Origin of the sequence: Shewanella indica, assembly GCF_033842865.1 — a bacterium.
Taxonomy (GTDB): domain Bacteria; phylum Pseudomonadota; class Gammaproteobacteria; order Enterobacterales; family Shewanellaceae; genus Shewanella; species Shewanella indica.
On sequence record NZ_JAWXXR010000001.1, the window covers coordinates 3,414,161 to 3,434,532 of the forward strand.

16 protein-coding genes and 8 tRNA genes are annotated in these 20,372 nt (G+C 53.1%); 20 read left to right on the forward strand and 4 right to left on the reverse strand.

Annotated features, from left to right (window positions below):
• Positions 1-98 precede the first annotated feature (98 nt).
• Positions 99-890, forward strand: coding sequence for a hypothetical protein (locus SIL79_RS15220; protein WP_319619442.1), 792 nt, complete (start codon positions 99-101; stop codon positions 888-890).
• 67 nt (positions 891-957) lie between these two features.
• Here the strand turns inward: SIL79_RS15220 and ppx are convergent, their stop codons facing one another.
• Positions 958-2,448: an exopolyphosphatase gene (gene ppx, locus SIL79_RS15225; protein WP_319619443.1), complete on the reverse strand. Its 1,491-nt coding sequence runs from the start codon at positions 2,446-2,448 to the stop codon at positions 958-960.
• Positions 2,449-2,467: 19 nt separating this feature from the next.
• Entirely contained in the window at positions 2,468-4,600 is a 2,133-nt protein-coding gene (gene ppk1 / locus SIL79_RS15230; protein ID WP_202932772.1) for a polyphosphate kinase 1, read from the reverse strand.
• A gap of 467 nt (positions 4,601-5,067) precedes the next feature.
• On the opposite strand from ppk1, the gene yegD reads away from it, so the two are divergent.
• Complete coding sequence (gene yegD / locus SIL79_RS15235) at positions 5,068-6,441, forward strand: molecular chaperone (RefSeq protein ID WP_319619444.1); 1,374 nt, start codon at positions 5,068-5,070, stop codon at positions 6,439-6,441.
• A 29-nt stretch (positions 6,442-6,470) separates the two neighbouring features.
• Entirely contained in the window at positions 6,471-6,959 is a 489-nt protein-coding gene (locus tag SIL79_RS15240) for a CreA family protein (protein ID WP_039033359.1), read from the forward strand.
• A gap of 126 nt (positions 6,960-7,085) precedes the next feature.
• On the opposite strand, the gene SIL79_RS15245 is transcribed toward SIL79_RS15240, so the two are convergent.
• On the reverse strand, positions 7,086-7,505 hold the full coding sequence (locus tag SIL79_RS15245) for a hypothetical protein (protein WP_039033358.1): 420 nt from the start codon (positions 7,503-7,505) through the stop codon (positions 7,086-7,088).
• A 640-nt stretch (positions 7,506-8,145) separates the two neighbouring features.
• Between SIL79_RS15245 and SIL79_RS15250 the strand changes: the two genes are divergently transcribed.
• From SIL79_RS15250 to SIL79_RS15330, 17 genes are all read left to right on the forward strand, one after another.
• Positions 8,146-10,323, forward strand: a complete 2,178-nt coding sequence (locus tag SIL79_RS15250) for a prolyl oligopeptidase family serine peptidase (RefSeq protein ID WP_039033357.1) — start codon at positions 8,146-8,148, stop codon at positions 10,321-10,323.
• Positions 10,324-10,451: 128 nt separating this feature from the next.
• Positions 10,452-10,853 (forward strand): tol-pal system-associated acyl-CoA thioesterase, encoded by a 402-nt coding sequence (gene ybgC / locus SIL79_RS15255; RefSeq protein ID WP_071475837.1) that lies wholly within the window; start codon positions 10,452-10,454, stop codon positions 10,851-10,853.
• Positions 10,843-11,532, forward strand: a complete 690-nt coding sequence (gene tolQ / locus SIL79_RS15260; protein WP_025011953.1) for a protein TolQ — start codon at positions 10,843-10,845, stop codon at positions 11,530-11,532. Before ybgC ends, tolQ begins: the two co-directional genes overlap by 11 nt.
• Positions 11,529-11,966, forward strand: coding sequence for a protein TolR (gene tolR / locus SIL79_RS15265; RefSeq protein WP_071475836.1), 438 nt, complete (start codon positions 11,529-11,531; stop codon positions 11,964-11,966). The genes tolQ and tolR overlap by 4 nt, the downstream gene beginning before the upstream one ends.
• Positions 11,967-12,926: a cell envelope integrity protein TolA gene (gene tolA / locus SIL79_RS15270; RefSeq protein WP_039033354.1), complete on the forward strand. Its 960-nt coding sequence runs from the start codon at positions 11,967-11,969 to the stop codon at positions 12,924-12,926. It abuts the gene before it with no gap.
• 9 nt (positions 12,927-12,935) lie between these two features.
• A complete protein-coding gene (gene tolB, locus SIL79_RS15275) occupies positions 12,936-14,261 on the forward strand; it encodes a Tol-Pal system beta propeller repeat protein TolB (protein ID WP_039033353.1) in 1,326 nt (441 codons plus the stop codon).
• 24 nt (positions 14,262-14,285) lie between these two features.
• Positions 14,286-14,825 (forward strand): peptidoglycan-associated lipoprotein Pal, encoded by a 540-nt coding sequence (gene pal, locus SIL79_RS15280; protein ID WP_039033352.1) that lies wholly within the window; start codon positions 14,286-14,288, stop codon positions 14,823-14,825.
• Between the two features lie 26 nt (positions 14,826-14,851).
• The gene (gene ybgF / locus SIL79_RS15285) at positions 14,852-15,580 is read left to right on the forward strand and encodes a tol-pal system protein YbgF (protein ID WP_039033351.1); all 729 of its coding nucleotides are present in this window, start codon (positions 14,852-14,854) and stop codon (positions 15,578-15,580) included.
• A gap of 137 nt (positions 15,581-15,717) precedes the next feature.
• Positions 15,718-15,793: transfer RNA gene (locus tag SIL79_RS15290), tRNA-Lys, on the forward strand.
• 27 nt (positions 15,794-15,820) lie between these two features.
• Positions 15,821-15,896: transfer RNA gene (locus SIL79_RS15295), tRNA-Lys, on the forward strand.
• A gap of 34 nt (positions 15,897-15,930) precedes the next feature.
• Positions 15,931-16,006: transfer RNA gene (locus tag SIL79_RS15300), tRNA-Lys, on the forward strand.
• Positions 16,007-16,042: 36 nt separating this feature from the next.
• A tRNA-Lys gene (locus tag SIL79_RS15305) sits at positions 16,043-16,118 on the forward strand.
• A gap of 29 nt (positions 16,119-16,147) precedes the next feature.
• Positions 16,148-16,223, forward strand: a tRNA-Lys gene (locus SIL79_RS15310).
• A 35-nt stretch (positions 16,224-16,258) separates the two neighbouring features.
• Positions 16,259-16,334, forward strand: a tRNA-Lys gene (locus SIL79_RS15315).
• 28 nt (positions 16,335-16,362) lie between these two features.
• Positions 16,363-16,438 (forward strand) — tRNA-Lys (locus tag SIL79_RS15320).
• A 19-nt stretch (positions 16,439-16,457) separates the two neighbouring features.
• Positions 16,458-16,533 (forward strand) — tRNA-Lys (locus tag SIL79_RS15325).
• 218 nt (positions 16,534-16,751) lie between these two features.
• The gene (locus SIL79_RS15330; protein ID WP_039033350.1) at positions 16,752-17,921 is read left to right on the forward strand and encodes a DcaP family trimeric outer membrane transporter; all 1,170 of its coding nucleotides are present in this window, start codon (positions 16,752-16,754) and stop codon (positions 17,919-17,921) included.
• Positions 17,922-18,375: 454 nt separating this feature from the next.
• Here the strand turns inward: SIL79_RS15330 and acs are convergent, their stop codons facing one another.
• The gene (gene acs, locus SIL79_RS15335) at positions 18,376-20,328 is read right to left on the reverse strand and encodes an acetate--CoA ligase (protein WP_039033349.1); all 1,953 of its coding nucleotides are present in this window, start codon (positions 20,326-20,328) and stop codon (positions 18,376-18,378) included.
• Positions 20,329-20,372: the final 44 nt, after the last annotated feature.

Genomic DNA, 20,372 nt, shown 5'->3' on the forward strand with positions numbered 1-20,372 from the left:
CTCCTCGCACAGCTCATTGCACAGCCCCTCGCGTTCTTTGTCGCCCACTCACGTTTTCACTCGCTTTGGGGCTCACAGCTTCGCTGGGGCAGTTTGCCATGGCCAATACCCAGTCTGCCAGCAACCAGCCAGGCAGCCAGGAGCACGCCCATGTCAAAGCGGGCGGCTCAATTGGCAATGATGCTAATGTTTGTGCCGCCAAACCCGGCCGTTTTCAAGCCAGCTATCAGATCACTGTTGGCAGTGGTGAGCAGGCCAGGCAGCAGCAACTGATCCTGACGCGCTTTGACGATACCATCATCTATCAACGCAGCCCTGTCAGCTATGAGGCTTGGCATAAAAATGGCGAGTATGTGCGTTATTTCCCCCAGGAGAAACGCTCTATCAGCTATCGCCGCGGCGATCTCTTGGCGCTGAACATTCGCACCGATCTCGATAGGCAGTTTCATCTGATATCGCCTGCAGCCTTGAGTCAATTTGAAAAGGGCCAAAGCCTGCAAGATAGCTGCTTCACCCGTCAGAGCTATTCCTTTAAGAGCAAGGGTCATGAAGAAAACCATAGTCACGCGAACAAAAGCGCCGCTAACGAGCCGCAGTCTATGCAACTGAGCTGGATAAGTGAGCTGGAACTGCCGGCCGAGATGACCATCACTCAAGGTGAGCAGCATATTGTTTATCGGCTCAGCAAACTGACGCCTGTGAGCCAGGAGAGTTTCAAGCGGCTTACCTCAGGTTTCCAGGATCTCGACTTTGCCGATGTGGGCGACAGTGAGTCTGACCCTTTTATTGCCAAGATGATCACCCAGGGCTTTATTCAACATGGCAGCTCAGGCTTCTACTCGGCAGATGGGCAGCAGCTTGAAGGTGGGCATCACAGCCACAGTCATTGATTAACCCCAGCCATTAATTAACCCCAGCCATTAATTAACCACAGTTACGGATATAAGAAGAGCCTAGTCACACATCGACATAACTTATCTGCAGCTCAAAGCCTAACTGGGCGAGCTGCTTTTGCTCCCGCTGCAAGTCTTTGGCAAACAGGCTGATACGTTGACGCGGTTCGGGCAGGCTTATCTGCATCCCTGTTGCCGTGGGTTTTACCCGGGTGATTTTCAAGCTGCGGGCGATACGGCCGAGATTCAGCAGTACGGCGAGCCGCAGCAGCGCCATTAGGCGGATGAGGCGTAATTTCTGAGCGGGCTCCAGTTGTGCCAGCGCCTCCAGGTTGGGTTTCTTGCGCTGGTTGCCAATCAGCAGTGCCAACAGCTGTTGCTGCTCTTGGCTGAAACCGGGCAGATCGCTATTGGCTATGATGTAGGCACCGTGTTTGTGGTGAGCGCGGGAGTTGATATGGATCCCTATCTCATGCAGTTTCACCGCATGTTCCAGCAGGGCGCGCCAGGACTCGAGTTGCCAACCGTCGGCCACGGCATCAAACAGCTGTTTGGCCGAAGTGGCCACCTTGGCGGCATGGTTCAAGTCCACATGATAGAGTTTGGCCATGCTTTGGACGGTGCGGCCGCTGACATCACCGAATTGGCTGATCCCGGCAAGTTCGTAAAGTACGCCTTCGCGCAGTGCCCCTTGCGCAAACTGCAACTCGGTGACCGGCAGCCTCTTGAAGAAACTGATCAAGATAGCCAGCCCAGCCGGTAGCAAAGGTGCACGTTTGCTGTCCACCTGCGGCAGTTCAATCTGATCCACATGACCCCAGCTGAGCAACTGCTGTTTTAACTGCTTGAGCCTGGGCAGAGTGATGGTTTCATCGTTGAAGAAGTGCTGCATCGCTTCGCAGATGGCCTTGACACTGCCTGAGCTGCCGAGAGTGAGGTCCCACTGGCCGCTGAAATATTCCTTGGCCAGCGAGGCAAACTGTTTATCGGCCGCTGCCTGGGCGGCGCGAAAGTTCTCCAACGTCAGCTTACCGTCGACAAAGTATTTCTGGTTATAACTGACGCAGCCACAGCGCAGGCTCGAGAGTATCTGTGCCTGAGTCTTTTGGCCAAGCACCACCTCGGTGGAGCCTCCACCGATATCTATGATGAGGTTGCGCTGTGCCAGCTCCTGGCTGTGGGCTATGCCCTTGTAGATAAGGCGCGCCTCTTCATGGCCGGATACCACTTCGACCGGGTAGGGCATTATGGCCCTGGCGGCCTCGATAAAGGCCTCACGGTTACGGGCAACTCTCAGAGTGTGGGTGGCCACCAGTCTGACTCTGGCCTGATCCAGAGTAGAAAACCTGAGGTTGAAATCCTTGAGGCAGGCGAGACCGCGCGCTATGGCGTCATTATCCAGCCTGTTGTCCCGATCTAGCCCCTCGGCCAACTGTACCAGACGTTTCTCTTTATGCAGGATCTGAATGCTGCCATCCTGCTCGCGGGCTATCACCAGATGAAAGCTGTTGGAGCCCATATCCACGGCGACAAAATGCTTAGGTGTTGCAGTCAAGGTGGTCCTCATTTTGCTATTACTTCGGTTCCTGGGGTTGGGTCAGATCCAGTTGCCGCTGTTTTTCGTAGTTGCCCAGATACTGATGTATGGCTATCTGGGATCTTACCTTACGCTTGTTACCCCGCTTACGGTAGGGGTTGGATTGATCTTTGTTGATCACCCGCGCCTTGATGTTGTCGGCAAATTGCAGCGCCAGGGTATCGAGGATCATCTGTTTGAGAGCGGGATCATAAACCGGAGTGCTGACTTCAATACGGTTATCGATATTACGTCCCATCCAGTCGGCAGAGCAGAGAAAGAGTTTGTTTTCGCCGCCTGAGTGAAACAGCATTACCCGCGAGTGCTCGAGGAATCTGTCCACTATGCTGAAGACCTCAATATTGTTGCTGATCCCGGGAATATTGGGAATAAGCGCGCACATGCCGCGAATAAGCAGACGGATTTTGACGCCGGCGCTGGAAGCCTCGTACAGCTTTTGGATCATCGCCTCATCCACCAGATTATTGAGCTTGAGGGTGATGGCGGCCTTGATGCCGCTTTGGGCATTGATGATCTCCTGCTCGATAAGGCCGGTCAGCTTCTGGCGCGCATCATAGGGAGAGACTATCAGGTGCTGGAAATTATCTCGTCTGTAGGGGTGCTCAATCAACTCAAATACCTGTTCTATCTCGGCGGTAATTTCCTGATTGGCGGTAAACAGCGAAAGGTCGGTATACACCCTGGCCGTGCCCTCGTTAAAGTTGCCTGAGCCAATATGGCCATAGAGTCGAATGGCGCCGGCTTCTTCGCGGCCGATAAGGCACATCTTGGCATGAACCTTCAAACTTGGGATCCCATGGTGTACCTTGACACCAGCCTCGGCCAGCACCCGACTCCACTCGATATTGGCCTGCTCATCGAAACGGGCCCTGAGCTCAATCACAGTGGTGACCTGTTTGCCGTTCTTCACCGCATCTATCAGCGACTGGATGATATGGGACTTTCTTGCGACCCGATAGAGGCTGATTTTGATGAACTTGACGGCAGGATCATAGGCCGCCTGGCGCACCAGCTCGGTAAAGTGGGAAAACTTGTGATAGGGGTAATAAAGCATGATATCGCCGCGGCGAATGGCGTCAAACTTGTTGGCACAGACACTGAATCCGGCCGAGTCCAGTGCCGGAAGCTTGTCGTTTTCCAGGTATTTGCGCCCTGGATTGGGAAAGCCGATAAAGTCCTTGAAGCTGTGGTAACGGCCTCCGGGGATCAGGCACTCGGTATTGGAGATATTCAGCTGCGCCGTAAGCATGCTCAGCATATGCTCCGGCATCTCTTTGTCATACACCAGACGTACCGGCTCGGCAGTGAGGCGCTTTTTCAGGCCCTTGGTGAGCTTTTCCAGTTGGCTCTGTTCCAGCTCATCGGTGAGATCGAAGTCGGCGTCGCGGGTCAGCTTCATTGAGAAGACTTCGATCTCTTCATATTCGAAGAAGGGGGAGAATAGCTCATCGACACAGTGCCTTATTATGTTATCGAGCAAGATCAAATGCTTGCGTCGCTTTGAGGTTTCTGCCGGCAGTTGGATGAAACGTGGCACATTCTTGGTGGGTACTTCCACAAGGGCGTACTGACGTTTTTCCCGGCTGTATAGGCATACCGCCAGATAAGTGGTGTCATCGTTGAGTTGTTTGAACAGTTCGGAACGGTTACTGAGGATAAGCGGAGTGATGTGGCGCTTGAGCTGATCCTTGAAGTGCTTTTTCAGCCATTGGCTATGAAAGTCGCTCAGTTGTTTCTCATTGATGAGAAAGATGCTGTGTCTTGCCAGTTCCCGCATTAACTCGCCGTAAATGGCATCGAAACGCTCTTGCAGTATCAAGACCTTGGTCTGGATCTTGGCCATCAAATGGCGACTGGAGTTGCGACCTTCCTGCAGGCTGGATAACAGAATCGAGCGGCGCACCGCAGCAACCCTAACCCGGAAGAACTCATCCATGTTGTTGGAAAATATGCCCAGAAAGCGAACCCGTTCCACCAGAGGAACCAGAGGATCGGCCGCTTCCTGCAAGACTCTTTCATTGAAAGACAGCCAGGAAAGCTCCTTATCCAGAGAAAATTTTTCGACGGACGGTGACACGGCAAAGACTCCTCGTGAGCAGACGCCGGGCATAGATAAAGCCCGGCAGATATACAATAACACTCCGATATCCGCTTGTAATCAGAGAATAAAGGCGGGGCGCAGTTTCAGGGTTTTACGCTATTTGGGCCCGGCTCAGGTTTGAATTCGGGGTTGCGCCGGCGCTAAGGAAGGTGCGAACAATTCCCATCTGTGCTCCGCGTCGGCTTACAGACCTGGATGCAAGGCGTGGTTCCAGCAAATGGTTTTAGTCCTTTGTCCTTTGCCAGAACGCAAGAAGCGTTCCCTAAGGGTAGAGCGAATTTATGTCGAAAGAATGACAATCCCCCACTTTGGTCAAAGAGAGCGATATTGACGATTGGGTTTTCTGCCCTGCTTATGCTATGTTGCGCTCTTTTTTCTCGGTCGGTTTCCTGGCCGGGAGCGGGCGCTGAGGCTTTGTCTTCAAAGCAAAAAGCGGCGCCCTGGCCACTTCGAGCCAGCGAAAGCAGGAGGACGGAATGTTTGCAGGTTTTGACTATGGCAGTGCCAACTGCGCTATTGGCGTGATGGAGGAGGGCCAGACCCGGCTTTTGCCTCTGGCCGAGGATGGCAACTATATGCCGTCGACCATTTATGCCATGGAGCGGGAACTCATTTCCGAATCTGTGCTGCAGCGCTTGCCTTTGGCGGCCCAGGCTGATTTCAAACCCAAACGCGCCGCCGAGTTGAGTCGCGCCAGAATCGCGCGCTTGGAGCTGGATTTACTTGCCAATGAGCAAGCGGTATTCATCGGCAATCAGGCGATTGAAACCTATATGGAGATGCCGGAAGAGGGCTTCTATGTTCGCTCACCCAAGTCATTCCTTGGCGCTTCGGGCCTGCTCAGCAATCAGATGGCGTTGTTTGAAGATATCGTCACCTTGATGATGCAGGAAATTCATACCCGGGCGCAGCAGAGCCTGAAACAGGCGATTTCCCAGGTGGTGATAGGGCGCCCGGTTAACTTTCAGGGCATTGGCGGCGAGCAAAGCAACAAGCAAGCCGAGGCTATTTTGACCCAAGGGGCCCAGCGCGCCGGGTTCACCGATGTGGCCTTTCTGTATGAGCCTATGGCAGCTGCCCTTGAGTTTGAGTCGACATTCACCCGGGAGCAGCGGGTGCTGGTGGTGGATATTGGCGGCGGCACCAGCGACTGCTCGTTTGTGCGCATGGGGCCTGAGCTTAAAGACAAGAAAGATCGCAGTGACGACTGCCTGGGCCACAGTGGTCAAAGGGTAGGGGGTAACGATCTGGATATCGCCCTGGCGATGGCCGGTTTTATGCCGCACTTGGGGCTCGGCAGTGCGCTGATCACAGGCAAGCCTATGCCAAGGCAGCCTTTCTGGAATGCGGTCGCCGTCAACGATGTCAGTGCCCAGCGGGAATTCTCTGCCTTGAGTAGTCGCAAGTTGATTGAGGAGCTGCAACGGGATGCCAAAGAGCAGGCGAAACTTGCGCGCTTATTAAAGGTGCAAAAAGATCAGCTGGGTTATCGTTTGGTGCGCAGTGCCGAGCAGCTTAAAATCGCCCTGAGTGACAGTAAGCAAGCCGCTATGGATATAGGTTTTGTCGAAGCGCCCAAACCGCAGCCTTTGATGGTGAATGTTGATGCCGCCACCTTTGTGGCCGCCATTGATGAATCGCTTGAAACTGTGCACAAGCTCATCACCCAGGCTTTGGCGGAAGGGGGATGTCAGCCGGATGTCATTTATCTCACAGGTGGCAGCGCCAAGAGCCCGTATATTACCGAGCAGATCCGCGCGCGTTTCCCGGATGTGACTTTGGTCAGTGGCGACCACTTCGGCTCTGTGGTGGCCGGCTTGACCCGTTGGGCTGAGCGCCTGTACCGTTAAATTGCACTTTAATTGAAAGAGGATTCTTCATGGCACTGAAAAAAACGCCACTCTTGGCCGCCTTGGTTGCTACTGTGGCGACAAGCTTGCTCGCCGGGTGCGGCGATGATGTGGGCAAGGTCAGCCTGGGCGTATTCACTACCAAAGATGTGATCATAGATGCCAAGACAGATCCCAAACTGCCCGGTGTTACTTGTCATATCAGCCGCATAGAGGCCAATTTGGATTTTGCCGATCCATCTGATATGAGTATCAGCTGTCGCCAGACCGGGCCGATAACCAAGGCGCAACTGGCCGGTATCGAACTGGGTAAGAAGGGCGAGATAGTGTTTACCGAGTCCTTGAGCATCTTGTTCAAAAGCCTCAAGGTGAGGCGTATCTATGACAGTGAACACCAGACACTCCTGTATCTGTCTTATTCCACCAAGGAAACCAACGGCAGTCACAAGCACGCCCTGTCCACTGTGCCGCTGTGGGGAACCGACGCTTACGAGCCAAGGTCACAGGCGCTAAACTGATAATTCCGGGGGCAGATAAGAATCACCTGGGAATAGGCTTTTTCTTCTTTTTCATTGCATTGTCATACACAGAGGCGGTGATGGTTAGAAGGAGACTTAGTCTGTTCCTTGTTCAGCTAGTCTGAATTAATTAGAGTCAAGGATATCAGCCCTTTGATTCTGCTTTATGCCTCGCCATAGCAGCTGACCACCGAGTATCAGCACCAACATAATCACGGGCCCACCGACAGCATAATCGTTCAAGGCGATCATCGGCGGTAACTGGACCGTGTCTTGGTATGATGCATCGGAAACTATGATCAGAAGCGCCAAACCTGCTGCCGCCAACAAGGCGATACCGCTTGAGCGGCGCCAGTTACGGCGGCGGTTGAGAAAACCGGCGAGGGTGAGACTAACAGCCGCCAGCAAGGCACCAAAGATAACCATAAAGTATTTTGCCGGTTGTTGCTCCGGCAGGCTCTGGAAGGCACCAAAAATACAGACATAAGCCGAAAATGCGCCAACCAGCAGTAATAGGTGAGCAAACAGTAAACGTAGCAGTGACATACGGGTCCTTGTTGTCTTTGGAAAAGTTGATTTCAGAGCTAGGTGCCGTATCCGCGGTGTGGCTCAGCAAAGCGCGTAGGGCTTATAAGGTTTTGCAAATCAAACCTTCAAAAAGAGATTAAAACATAAAAAAAAGCCCGCTTGAAACAAGCGGGCCGCAAAAAATAAAATCATTGCAATCAACAAATTGAAGGAAGGAAGTCAAGCATAAGAACCAGGGAAAACTGCCATGAAAGCTACACAACAGTTTTGAAGTTCTTGGTTTTCATATTTACCGGGGTAAATACTTCCTGAAAACGAGGCATATTTTAGTGACAGAATGTGTCAGCAACAAGCGAGAAAAACTACGTCATGAGATAAGTAAAACTAATGTCACAAAGGTGATGTAAATCACGTAAATGCAGTTATAGCCCGTGTTTCGCTTCTTTACTCAATGTGGCTGCATAAATCTGCAATTTATATAATTAATCCTTGTTGCCGTTTTATTAACATTTGTCATTGTTCAATCCTTGCACAGATTGCAATTTGACGATTGTGTCGGTTTTTTTTGCTTGTATAGTACTTTGCAAGTCGCTGCGTTTGCATTTTTTTGCTAAAACGCCGCTGTACGCCTCTTTATTTAGTCGGACAGGAAGTTTCCATGACAATAACTACAAAATTGGCTCGCCCTATGCTGTTGGCTGTAGGCTTGAGCCTGGCGCTCGGCGCCTGCCAGAGCACAGATACCCCAAATGGCCAGAGTTCGCTGGCTGCTGTTAAATCCCAGTATCCGGCGACCCGCGCCGAAGTGCTGGTTGAAAACATTCACGGTGTTCAGGTTGCCGATCCTTATCGCCACCTGGAAGAAAGCACCCCGGAAACAGAAGCCTGGGTTAAGGCTCAGCAAGCTTTTGGACAGGAGTATCTGTCGGCTATCCCCAACAAACAGGCGGTAGTCGACAGGATCACCACCCTGTGGAACTACGAAAAAATCTCTGCCCCTTTTGAAAAGGGTGACAACACCTTCTACTACCGCAATGACGGCCTGCAGGCCCAGTCAGTGCTCTATGTTAAAGACAAACAGGGTAATGAGAAGGTGTTGCTGGATCCCAACGCTTTCTCCGACAAGGGCACAGTTGCCCTGTCAGGTGTGTCAGTGAGTGACGATGGCAAGGTGCTGGCCTATGGTGTCTCTGAGTCCGGCTCCGACTGGCAACAGTGGCAGTTTATGGATATTGCCAGCGGCAAGCTGCTCAGCGACAAACTGGAGTGGATCAAATTCTCCTCTGCCGTGTGGGATCACGCCAATGAAGGCGTATTCTATGCCCGTTATGATGCCCCGGCCGGCGGAGACAAGATGGCCGATGTCAACTTCAATCAGAAGGTTTACTACCATAAGCTGGGCACAGATCAGAGCCAGGACAAGCTGGTTTATGAAAGACCGCAAAACAAGGACTGGGGCTTTGGTATTGGAGTCTCTGAAGACGGTGACTATCTGTTGCTGTCCATCTCCCAGGGAACCGACAGCCGCAACCGCTTCTTCTATAAGTCACTCAAAGATCCAAAAGCGGAAGTGGTTGAGCTGATTTCCGAGTTGGAAGCCGAGTACAGCTTTATCGGTAACGACAAGTCAGTGTTCTACTTCAAGACAGATCTCGATGCCCCCAACGGCAAAGTGATTGCGATAGATTTGCGCCACCCGGCCAAAAAAGACTGGAAGACAGTGATCCCTGAGACAAAGGACCCTATCGCCAGTGTTGGTATCATTAATGATCACCTGGTGGTGAGCTCACTGCATGACGTGCTGGGGCAGCTGTCCATCTACTCCATGGGCGGCGTCAAGCGCCAGGACGTGACTCTGCCGGGTAAAGGCAAGATTGCCGGCCCATACGGCAAACGCAGCAAAGACTACTTCTATTACACCTTCAACAGCTATGTGCAGCCGCAGACCACCTATAAGTTTGACTTCAAGACAGGTGAGTCCGAGCTGTACCAGAGCCCTAAAATCGCCTTTAATCCGGATGATTACGTATCCGAGCAGGTGTTCTACACCAGCAAGGACGGTACCAAGGTGCCCATGATGCTGTCCTACAAGAAAGGGCTGAAGAAAGACGGCACCAACCCGACACTCCTGTACGCCTATGGTGGTTTTGCCATCTCCATGACCCCAAGGTTCAGCCCGGCCAATATCGCCTGGTTGGATATGGGCGGCATCTATGCTGTGCCCAGCCTGCGTGGCGGCGCCGAATATGGTGAGAGCTGGCACCAGGCAGGTATGTTCGACAAGAAGCAAAATGTGTTTGACGACTATTTTGCCGCTGCCGAATACCTGCTGGACCAGGGCTATACTAACAAGAGCAAGCTTGGCGCCTATGGCCGCAGTAATGGTGGTTTGTTGATGGGCGCCGCCGTGACCCAAAGACCGGATCTGTTTGCCGCCGTGCTGCCCGCCGTTGGGGTACTGGATATGCTCAGATTCCACAAGTTCACCATAGGCTGGGCCTGGACCAGTGAATATGGCAGTGCCGACAATGCCGAGCAGTTCCCGGCGCTGCTGGCTTACTCGCCATATCACAACGTCAAGTCTCAGGCTTATCCTGCGACTATGGTGATGACAGCCGATCATGATGACAGGGTGGTGCCGCTGCACAGCTTCAAGTTTGCCGCCATGATGCAGGCCAAGCAGCAGGGGGATCAGCCGGTTATCATGCGTATCGAGTCCAATGCCGGTCACGGCGCAGGTAAACCCACGGCGATGAAGATAGATGAAGCGGCGGATATCTTCACCTTCCTGTGGCACAACTTTGGCTTGACCCTGCCGAGTAAAATCGACGGTTAAGCTTAAGTTAAGCCTTGAAAAAATAAACTGGGGCCTGCGGGCCCCTTTGCTTTTTCCGCCATTCACAAGCGGATTGTGGATAAGGTATAGTAGGCCTCACTTTTGGCGCATTAAAAGCAAGTGGAAGCATGTTTCGTTGGCCTATCACTGTCTATTATGAAGACACAGACGCGGGTGGGGTGGTTTACCATTCCAACTATTTGAAATTTTTTGAAAGAGCCCGAAGTGAGTGGCTCAGATCTATGTCGGTGAGCCAAACCGCTCTGTTGCAGCAGGATATCGCCTTTGTGGTACGCCGCGCCGAGCTGGATTTCTGCAAGGCGGCGCGATTTGAGCAGAACCTTTGGGTGGAAACCCGTGTCTCAGAAGTGAAGCGGGCATCTTTGGTGTTTGAACAGCGCCTGGTAGATGCCGAGGGTGAGTGTTATTGCGCGGCCAGCATTCTGGTTGCCTGTATTTCACTCGAGCGCATGCGGCCACTGGCCATTCCCCAACACATATTGCAGGAGTTTAAAAAAGGTGGAAGCTGAGATTTCGTTTATTGGATTGTTCATGCAGGCCAGTTTGTTGGTAAAACTGGTGATGCTCACCTTATTGTCTCTGTCTATCGCGTCCTGGGCTGTGATTATCCAGAGGCGCAAACTCCTGAAAGCGGCCAGGCAAAATGCCGAACGCTTCGAAGAGAAGTTTTGGTCCGGTGTGGATCTCAATCGTTTGTACCAGGAGCTGTCGGCCCGCCAGGAAAGCAACTCAGGGCTTGAGTCCATGTTTGTATCCGGCTTCAAGGAATACGCCCGCCTGTCGAAACTGAACGGCCGGGTGCCAGAAGCCATTATGGATGGCAGCTACCGCGCCATGCGGATCTCTCTCTCCAAAGAGTTGGATAAGCTGGAAACTCATCTGCCACTCTTGGCAACCATAGGCTCTACCAGTCCCTATATCGGCCTGTTTGGTACAGTTTGGGGGATCATGAACTCCTTTATCGCCTTGGGCGCGGTGGAAAATGCCACTCTGGCCATGGTGGCACCGGGTATTGCCGAAGCGCTTATTGCTACCGCCATGGGCCTGTTCGCCGCCATTCCTGCGGTTATCGCCTACAACAGATTCTCTACTCAGGTGGAAAAGGTCGAGTCTTCCTACGCCAACTTTATGGAAGAGTTCTCCGGCATATTGCACCGTCAGGCATACAGCGATAAGGAAGCCGTATGATGCAGGGATATCAGCGCAAGCGGCGTCGCCCCGTCGCTGAAATCAATGTGGTGCCCTATATCGACGTGATGTTGGTGCTGTTGATCATCTTTATGGTGACGGCGCCGATTGTGACTCAAGGGGTGAAGGTGGACTTGCCTCAGGGTGAGGCCGAACCGCTGCCCGCCGACAGCAAGCCGCCAGTGGTGGCCTCTATCAATGCCGAGGGTGAGTATTTTCTCGACTTGGGTGGCTCACCCAATAATGAGGTGCTGGATCTGGAAGAGATCAGCACCCGGGTCAGCGCCATCATTAAGATGGAGCCGGATCGCCCCGTGGTGGTCAAGGGCGATCGCGCTATTCCCTACGAACGGGTAATCCAACTGATGGTGTCGCTGCAACATGCCGGCGTGCCTTCGGTCGGTTTGATGACAGATTCGCCAGAGGAGAAGTAAGTGGCTGGGAAATCTGATTTTACTGTCCCCTTTATCATCTCAGCTGTGCTGCATATTGGGGTTATTGCGATTCTGGCCATGGGCGTGGACTTTCAGGACAAACCCAAATTGCCGACACCACAGGCCCAGTCTGCGCCTGTGCAGGCCGTGGTGGTCGATCAGCAGAAAGTGGATGACTATGTCCAGAAGCTGAAACAGGACAAGGCCGACGCCGAGCGCCGCGAGCGCGAACGGCAGCAGGAACTGGATCGCCAGGCCAATGAGGCCAAAAAGGCCCGCGAGCAGGAGCAGGAACGGATCCGCAAACTGGAAGCCGAGCGCAAGCAAAAAGAACTGGAGACCCAGAAAGCTGCCGACGCTGCCAAAGTTGCCAAGCTGAAAGAGCAGCAGGAGAAAGAAAAGGCCCAGAAAGCCGAGGCCGAGCGTAAGGCCAAGGAGCAGCAGCGTAAGGAAGCCGAAGAGGCCGCTCTTAAGGCAGAGCAGAAACGCAAGGCTGAAGAAGCAGCCGCCAAAAAAGCGGAAGAGGAGCGCAAACGCAAAGAAGCTGAACGTAAGGCCAAAGAAGAAGCCGAGCGTAAACGCAAGGCCGAGGAAGAGGCCCGTCGCCGTCAGGAGCAGGAGTTGGCCGATGCGCTGGCCGCCGAGCAAGCCGCCTTGTCGGCGACTCGCAATCGTCAGGTTATGAGTGAAGTCGACCGTTATCGAGCGATGATCACCGCCACTATTCAGCGCAATCTGGTAGTGGACGAGTCGATGCGCGGCAGAGTCTGTAAGGTCAAGGTGCGTCTGGCCAAAGATGGCTTTGTTACCAACAGCCAGATCATCGAAGGGGATCCTGTGGTATGTCGCGCCGCCAAGGCCGCCATCAATAAAGCCGGGCGTTTGCCGGTTTCCCAGGAGCCCGATGTGTATCAGCTGATGAAAGAGATTAATTTAGAAGTTAGACCGGAATTCAACTAAGGGAGCCCCATGAAACGAATTGCCAAGAGTCTTATCTGTTTGCTGGCCGTGCTGGTGCTGCCGGCCAAGGCGGCACTGGATATAGTGATCACCGAAGGGGTGGACGCCGCGCGTCCCATTGCCGTGGTGCCATTTGTTTGGCAGGGCGCCGGGCCGGCCCCAGAGTCGATTTCGGATGTAGTGATGTCCGATTTGACCCGCAGCGGTACTTTCAAGCCATTGGATGAATTGTCACTGGGTCAGCGTGCCATCAGCAAGATGGACGAGTTCAATGCCGCCGCCTGGAAGAATGTTTCTGCCGAAGCCGTGGTGATGGGCTATGTGAAACCCTATGGCGCCGGTAAGTATCTGGTGAGCTTTGACCTGGTGGACTTGGTCAAGGCGCAGATGCAGTCCGGTGGCCCTCAGTCCCGCAGCGAACTCTTGCTGGATAGCCGCGAAACCGTTATCAGCGAAGCGCAATTTCGCCAGTATGCTCACAGGATCAGTGACATAGTTTATGAGAAACTGACCGGGATCCGCGGTGCCTTCCTGACTCGTATCGCCTATGTGGTGGTCAATCACCAGGAGAAAAACCCTTACCGCCTGATGATTGCCGACTACGATGGCTACAACGAACAGATGCTGCTGCGCTCGCCTGAGCCTTTGATGTCTCCGGCCTGGTCTCCGGACGGGCGTAAGTTGGCCTATGTTAGTTTCGAAAACAAAAAGGCCGAAGTGTTTGTCCAGGATATCTACAGTCAGAGCCGCACCAAGGTTACCAGTTTTCCCGGTATCAACGGCTCGCCAAGCTTTTCGCCCGATGGGACTAAGCTGGCGCTGACTCTGTCCCGCGACGGTCAACCTGAGGTCTATGTAGTAGAGATTGCCACAGGCGCGCTCAAGCGGATCACCAACCACTATGCCATTGATACTGAAGCCACTTGGTTCCCCGATGGTAAGTCGCTGCTGTTCACTTCCGAGCGGGGTGGCAGGCCCCAGCTATATCAGGTAGAGTTGGCCTCAGGCAAGGTGACCCGCCTGACATTCGAAGGCGAGTGGAACCTGGGGGGAACTGTGACCCCTGATGGCCGCAGTATGATTTTCGTCAACAGAACCAACGGCAAATACAATATTGCCCGTATGGATCTGCAGACGCGTTTTATGCAGGTGTTGACCTCAACCCGGCTCGATGAATCACCCAGTGTTGCCCCTAACGGCACCATGGTGATTTATGGCACCACCTATAACGGCAAGCAGGTGCTGGCAGCGGTATCTGTCGATGGCCGCTTCAAGGCGCGGTTGCCTGTGGGGCAGGGTGAGGTGAAATCACCCGCTTGGTCACCGTTTCTATAACTTATATTTCAGAAGGATAACATGATGGATCTCAACAAGTTGTTTAAGGCAATCGCAATCGCTGTGCCATTACTGGCTCTGGGTGCCTGTAGCTCAACTTCAGAATCAGAAACGGACGCCAGCGGTTCGACAACTTCCGGCAGTGAGTACGGTAGTGGTGCCGGCGGTGTGGAAATTGGTGGTGCCAATCCGGTGCTGAGCCCTGAAGAACAGCAGCGCCTCAAGTTCCAGGAACTGCGTAAAGAACACGTCATCTACTTTGATTTTGACCGCAGTGAAGTGCAGACAGAATTTGCTGAAATTCTGGAAGCCCACGGCACTTATCTGGTTGAACACCCTAACGTACGCGTGTTGATCGAAGGCCACGCCGACGAGCGCGGTACGCCTGAGTACAACATAGCTCTGGGTGAGCGCCGCGCTAAGGCGGTAGCCAAGTACCTGCAGGGTATGGGCGTACTGCCAAGCCAGATGAGCATTGTCAGCTATGGTGAAGAGAAGCCGCTGGATATGAGCCACACAGACGAAGGTTTTGCCAAGAACCGTCGCGCTGTGCTGGTGTACTGATCCCGGCATTAGAGGGATATTGAAGAATGAAGAAAGCCGTTATTATCACGGCCATGCTTCTGGGAACTGGGGTCGCTTATGCGGCCCCAGCGCCCGTTGAAGACATTGGTGGCGGTTCCAGTGAGGATCGCATCGCCCGCCTTGAGCGGATCATCAAGGCCCGTCAGCAAGCCGAGTTTGAGACCATGCGCAGAATGGATACCCTGCAGCAAGAGGTGCTGGAACTCAGAGGCCTGACCGAACAACAGAACTATCAGATCAACCAGATGCTGCAGCGTCAGCGCCAGCTCTATGACGAAATCGCCAACCTGCAGAGCAAGCCGGCGGCGCCCGCCGTCAGTCAAACCTCATCCAATCTGGTGGCCAGTTCGTCTTTGTCCGAGACCGACAGTTATCAAAGGGCGGTCGACCTGGTACTGAAAGAGCGTCAGTACGACGCTGCAATTCCGGCATTTCGTGACTTTATCAAGCAGTATCCCAATTCGGGCTTTGCCGATAACGCCAACTATTGGCTCGGGCAACTGCTCTATAATAAGAATGAATTTGCCGAAGCCAAAACTGCGTTTGCCAATGTGGTCGATAACTTCAAAGAATCGGGTAAGCGGGCCGACAGTCTGGTTAAACTTGGGCTGATTGCCGAAAAAACCGGTGATAAAACGGCGGCGAAGAACTACTATCAGCAAGTGGTGAAACAGTACGCAAACAGCGCTGCAGCAAGGATTGCACAGCAGCAATTGGCGGCAATTAAACCATGATTTAACTAAAAAACATCCGCCCAGTTTGTTTTTCATGCAAACAACAAAAAATCGGGAATTTACACTTGCATGAGAATCACAAAGCGGTATTATAGGCGCCCTCAGCACGGCATGGCCTGCTGAGGCGAAACTTGAATGGGTCGTTAGCTCAGTCGGTAGAGCAGTTGGCTTTTAACCAATTGGTCGAAGGTTCGAATCCTTCACGACCCACCAAATTCATGTTTCGTAAACCTTTTTAGTGGGTCGTTAGCTCAGTCGGTAGAGCAGTTGGCTTTTAACCAATTGGTCGAAGGTTCGAATCCTTCACGACCCACCACTGATTTATTGCGGTCTGCCTCGGCAGTTATGTCGGGTCGTTAGCTCAGTCGGTAGAGCAGTTGGCTTTTAACCAATTGGTCGAAGGTTCGAATCCTTCACGACCCACCATCGCAATTTAAATCAACAATCTGGCAGTATATCCGTGGGTCGTTAGCTCAGTCGGTAGAGCAGTTGGCTTTTAACCAATTGGTCGAAGGTTCGAATCCTTCACGACCCACCATTTGCCTGAGAATAGGGTGACACCCAGATGGGTCGTTAGCTCAGTCGGTAGAGCAGTTGGCTTTTAACCAATTGGTCGAAGGTTCGAATCCTTCACGACCCACCATTTCTCAGCGTACTGCAAAAGGTAGATCTTCCTGCGGGTCGTTAGCTCAGTCGGTAGAGCAGTTGGCTTTTAACCAATTGGTCGAAGGTTCGAATCCTTCACGACCCACCATCAGGAAAGATAGACCACAACATTCAGTGGGTCGTTAGCTCAGTCGGTAGAGCAGTTGGCTTTTAACCAATTGGTCGAAGGTTCGAATCCTTCACGACCCACCACTGAATGCTCCATCTGTATGGGTCGTTAGCTCAGTCGGTAGAGCAGTTGGCTTTTAACCAATTGGTCGAAGGTTCGAATCCTTCACGACCCACCATTCAGAATTCCTTCTGCAAAATATTAAGTCTGTTATTCCCAAACCACAAAAATAATCAAGCTAATTTAGCTAACACTTTTCTACTTTTGTCTTATAGACCTATTGCCAATGTTTCAATTCTGTTAAACATCGGATAGTGCTTCTTGCTAGCTCAATCTGTCTCGGCTGTTGTGCGTTTTGCCGGGTGGATTGGCATAACAACAAGGAGACAATCCAAGATGAAACAAGCAAGACTCACCGGGGTGTGTGCAGCAACCCTTTTGGTACTGGGCGGTTTGGGGACGGCTCAGGCATCGGTATTGGACAAGACTGATATGCAGTTTGGCGGTTATCTCAAGGCCGATATCATGTTCAGCGATTACAGTAATGGCGCGCCCGACTCCAACAACGTCTCACGCCAGTTTTACGTGCCAGGCGCCATCTATGGGGTAGATGGCAACGGCAAGCAGGTGACCGACTTCCAGGCACGGGAAACCCGTTTTAACTTCAAGACGGTAACAGATCTTGACGGCCATACGCTCACCGGCTTTATTGAGCTGGACTTTATGACTCATACCGATGGTGATGAGCGGGTATCCAACAGCTATTCACCGCGGATTCGTCATGCCTTTATCAGCTATGACAACTGGACCATAGGCCAGACCTGGACCACCTTTATGAACCCGGGGGCACTGCCGGAAAACCTCGACTTTGTCGGCGCCACCGAAGGTACGCCCTTTGCCCGTCAGGCGCAGCTGAGATACAGCAATGGTGGCTTTCAAATCGCCATTGAAAACCCGGAAACCACTATTACTCCCTATGGCGGTGGCAGCCGGATCACCAGTGGCAATGGGGTAATGCCGGATCTTATCGCCCGTTATAACTTTAAGACCTCAGGTGGCGCCAGTTTCTCTGTAATGGGGATGCTGAGGCAACTTGAGCTTGAGACCCGTATCGCTAATCAGGACATAGACAGCACTGAGCTCGGCTATGGCGCCAGCGTGGCCGGGATCATTCCTGTGGGCCGTGATGATATCCGTTTCACCGCCACCTATGGCGAAGGCCTGGGTCGCTATGTGGCGCTCAACTTTGCCAATGGCGCGGTACTGGACAACAACAACGATCTGCAGGCGATAGAATCCTACTCAGGTTTTGTGTCTTATCGTCATTGGTGGAACGAGCAGTGGCGCTCAAGCTTTACCTTGTCCGCTTTCAGCGCCGATAACGATGTGTCTCTGACCGGAGGCAGCGCCAACAAAGAATCCTATTCAGGTTATATCAACCTGCTTTACTCGCCGGTGAAGGCTCTGACCTTTGGGGTAGAGTATATGTATGCCAAGAACGAGCGGGAAAACGGCACAGATGGTGAGCTTAACCGGGTCACCTTCTCAGCCAAATACGTGCTCTAACCTTTGTTGCGACCGGGAGCTGTGACGCCCTATTTATAACTCCCTATTTATACTCTTAGCCAAGCCACCTCAGGGTGGCTTGCTTTTTAACTCTGGCCCTAAATATCCCGGCAATGGCGAAATCTGCCTCAAAGGTTTAGGGGCTGTAATAAATGACATGGTTTTCCTTTATTGCCAAATCCCGTCCTCGGGGGCCATCAACGGCATAAATGGGCTATGACCGATTTCGTTGCTGATTGTTGCGTCTGGCTTGCCAAACACTAATTCGCTATTCATGCCGTTGATAACATGTGAAAAGTTATTCTTCACGTGTTAGCGCTTTGAGGGAACTGGAGAGATAATTGAAATGTATGAGCGGCTTACATAGCTGAACCGTTTAAGCCGCCCTTGGGGGATCCAAGCTGAAAGTAAAAAAATGCCCCTCAAGGAGGGGCAATGAGGAGGAAGTACGCTTTTACTCTGTACGGTTGAGCCGCGACTCAATCAGAGTATCAATCACGGCTGGGTCGGCCAGAGTTGATGCATCTCCAAGGTTGGTAATCTCGTTGGCGGCAATCTTACGCAGAAAGCGGCGCATGATCTTGCCGGAGCGGGTCTTGGGCAGGCCGCCGGCAAACTGGATAAGATCCGGGGTCGCCAGGGCGCCAATCTCTTTGCGTACCCATTGTCTCAGTTGCTGTCTCAGCTCTTCAGTAGCTTCTATGCCCTTGGTCAGTGTGACATAGGCGTAGATCCCCTGGCCCTTGATGTCATGGGGATAACCCACAACGGCGGCCTCGGCCACCAGATCGTGCGCCACCAGTGCGCTTTCAATCTCGGCGGTACCCAGACGGTGACCGGAGACGTTAATCACATCATCGACCCGGCCGGTGATCCAGTAGTAGCCATCTTCATCACGGCGGGCACCGTCACCGGTAAAATACATGCCGCGGAAGGTTTTGAAGTAGGTCAGGGCAAAGCGTTCATGGTCACCGTAAATTGTGCGCATCTGCCCCGGCCAGGAATCCAGCATCACCAGGTTGCCCTCGGTAGCGCCTTCCAGAATATTGCCCATGTTGTCTACCAGCGCTGGCTGTACCCCAAAGAAGGGGCGGGTGGCCGAGCCAGGTTTGGTATCAGTGGCGCCGGGCAGCGGGCTGATAAGAATGCCACCGGTTTCGGTTTGCCACCAGGTATCAACAATCGGACACTGCTCATGACCTATGACCTCGTGGTACCAGCGCCAGGCCTCAGGGTTGATGGGTTCGCCTACAGAGCCCATGATCCGCAGCGAGCTGCCGTTAAACTGGTCAAACTGCTCCTTGCCTTCGGCCATCAGGGCGCGAATAAGCGTAGGAGCCGTGTAGAGTATGTTGACCTGGTGGCGGTCAATCATCTCGCCCAGGCGGGCTGGGCTTGGGTAGTTGGGCACACCTTCGTGAATAAGCACTGTGGCGCCATTGGCCAGCGGGCCGTAAATCATATAGCTGTGGCCGGTGATCCAGCCCACATCTGCGGTGCACCAGTAGACTTCGCCTTGCTTGTAGTCGAACACATATTCGTGGGTCATGGAGGCGTACACCATGTAGCCGCCTGTGGTGTGCAGCACACCCTTGGGGTTACCGGTGGAGCCTGAGGTGTAGAGCAGGAATAGGGGATCCTCGGCGCCCATCTCTTCCACTTCGCAATGTTCGGAAGCGGTTTCGGTCAGTGATTCCCACCAGACATCACGGCCTTCGACCCAGTTGATATCATTGCCGGTGCGTTTAAGCACTATCACCTTCTCAACCGTGGTGACATCCGCATGGGAGAGCGCCTCGTCGATATTGCGCTTGAGCGGAATAGCCCTGCCGCCGCGCAGGCCTTCATCTGCGGTCAAAATGACTTTGGAGCGGCCATCTATGATGCGTGAGGCGATGGAATCCGGGGAAAAACCACCGAATACCACGGAATGTACGGCGCCGATGCGGGCACAGGCCAGCATGGCGATGGCGGCTTCCGGCACCATGGGCATATACATGGTCACCACGTCGCCGCGGCGCACGCCCTGGCTCTTGAGGGCGTTGGCAAATTTGCACACTTCTGTGTGCAGCTGGCTGTAGCTCAGGGTGCGTTGATCTTTGGCATCATCGCCTTCCCAGATGATGGCGGTCTGATCGCCCAGTTTCTCCAGATGGCGGTCGAGGCAGTTGGCCGAGGCATTCAGCGTGCCGTCGTAGAACCAGTTGATCGACAAATTGTGATCGTCAAATGAGGTTTTCTTGACCTTGGTATAGGGCTTGATCCAGTCAATACGCTTGCCATGTTCTCGCCAGAAACCTTCGGGGTTAACCACGGACTCCTGGTACATTTTCTTATATTTTTCATCATTTACCAGTGCATTGGCCGCAATCGCTGCGGGCACTTTATAAAGAGACTGAGTACTCATTGGGCTTCCCCTTGTTTTTATCATACGTGAGCCAAAGTATGGGT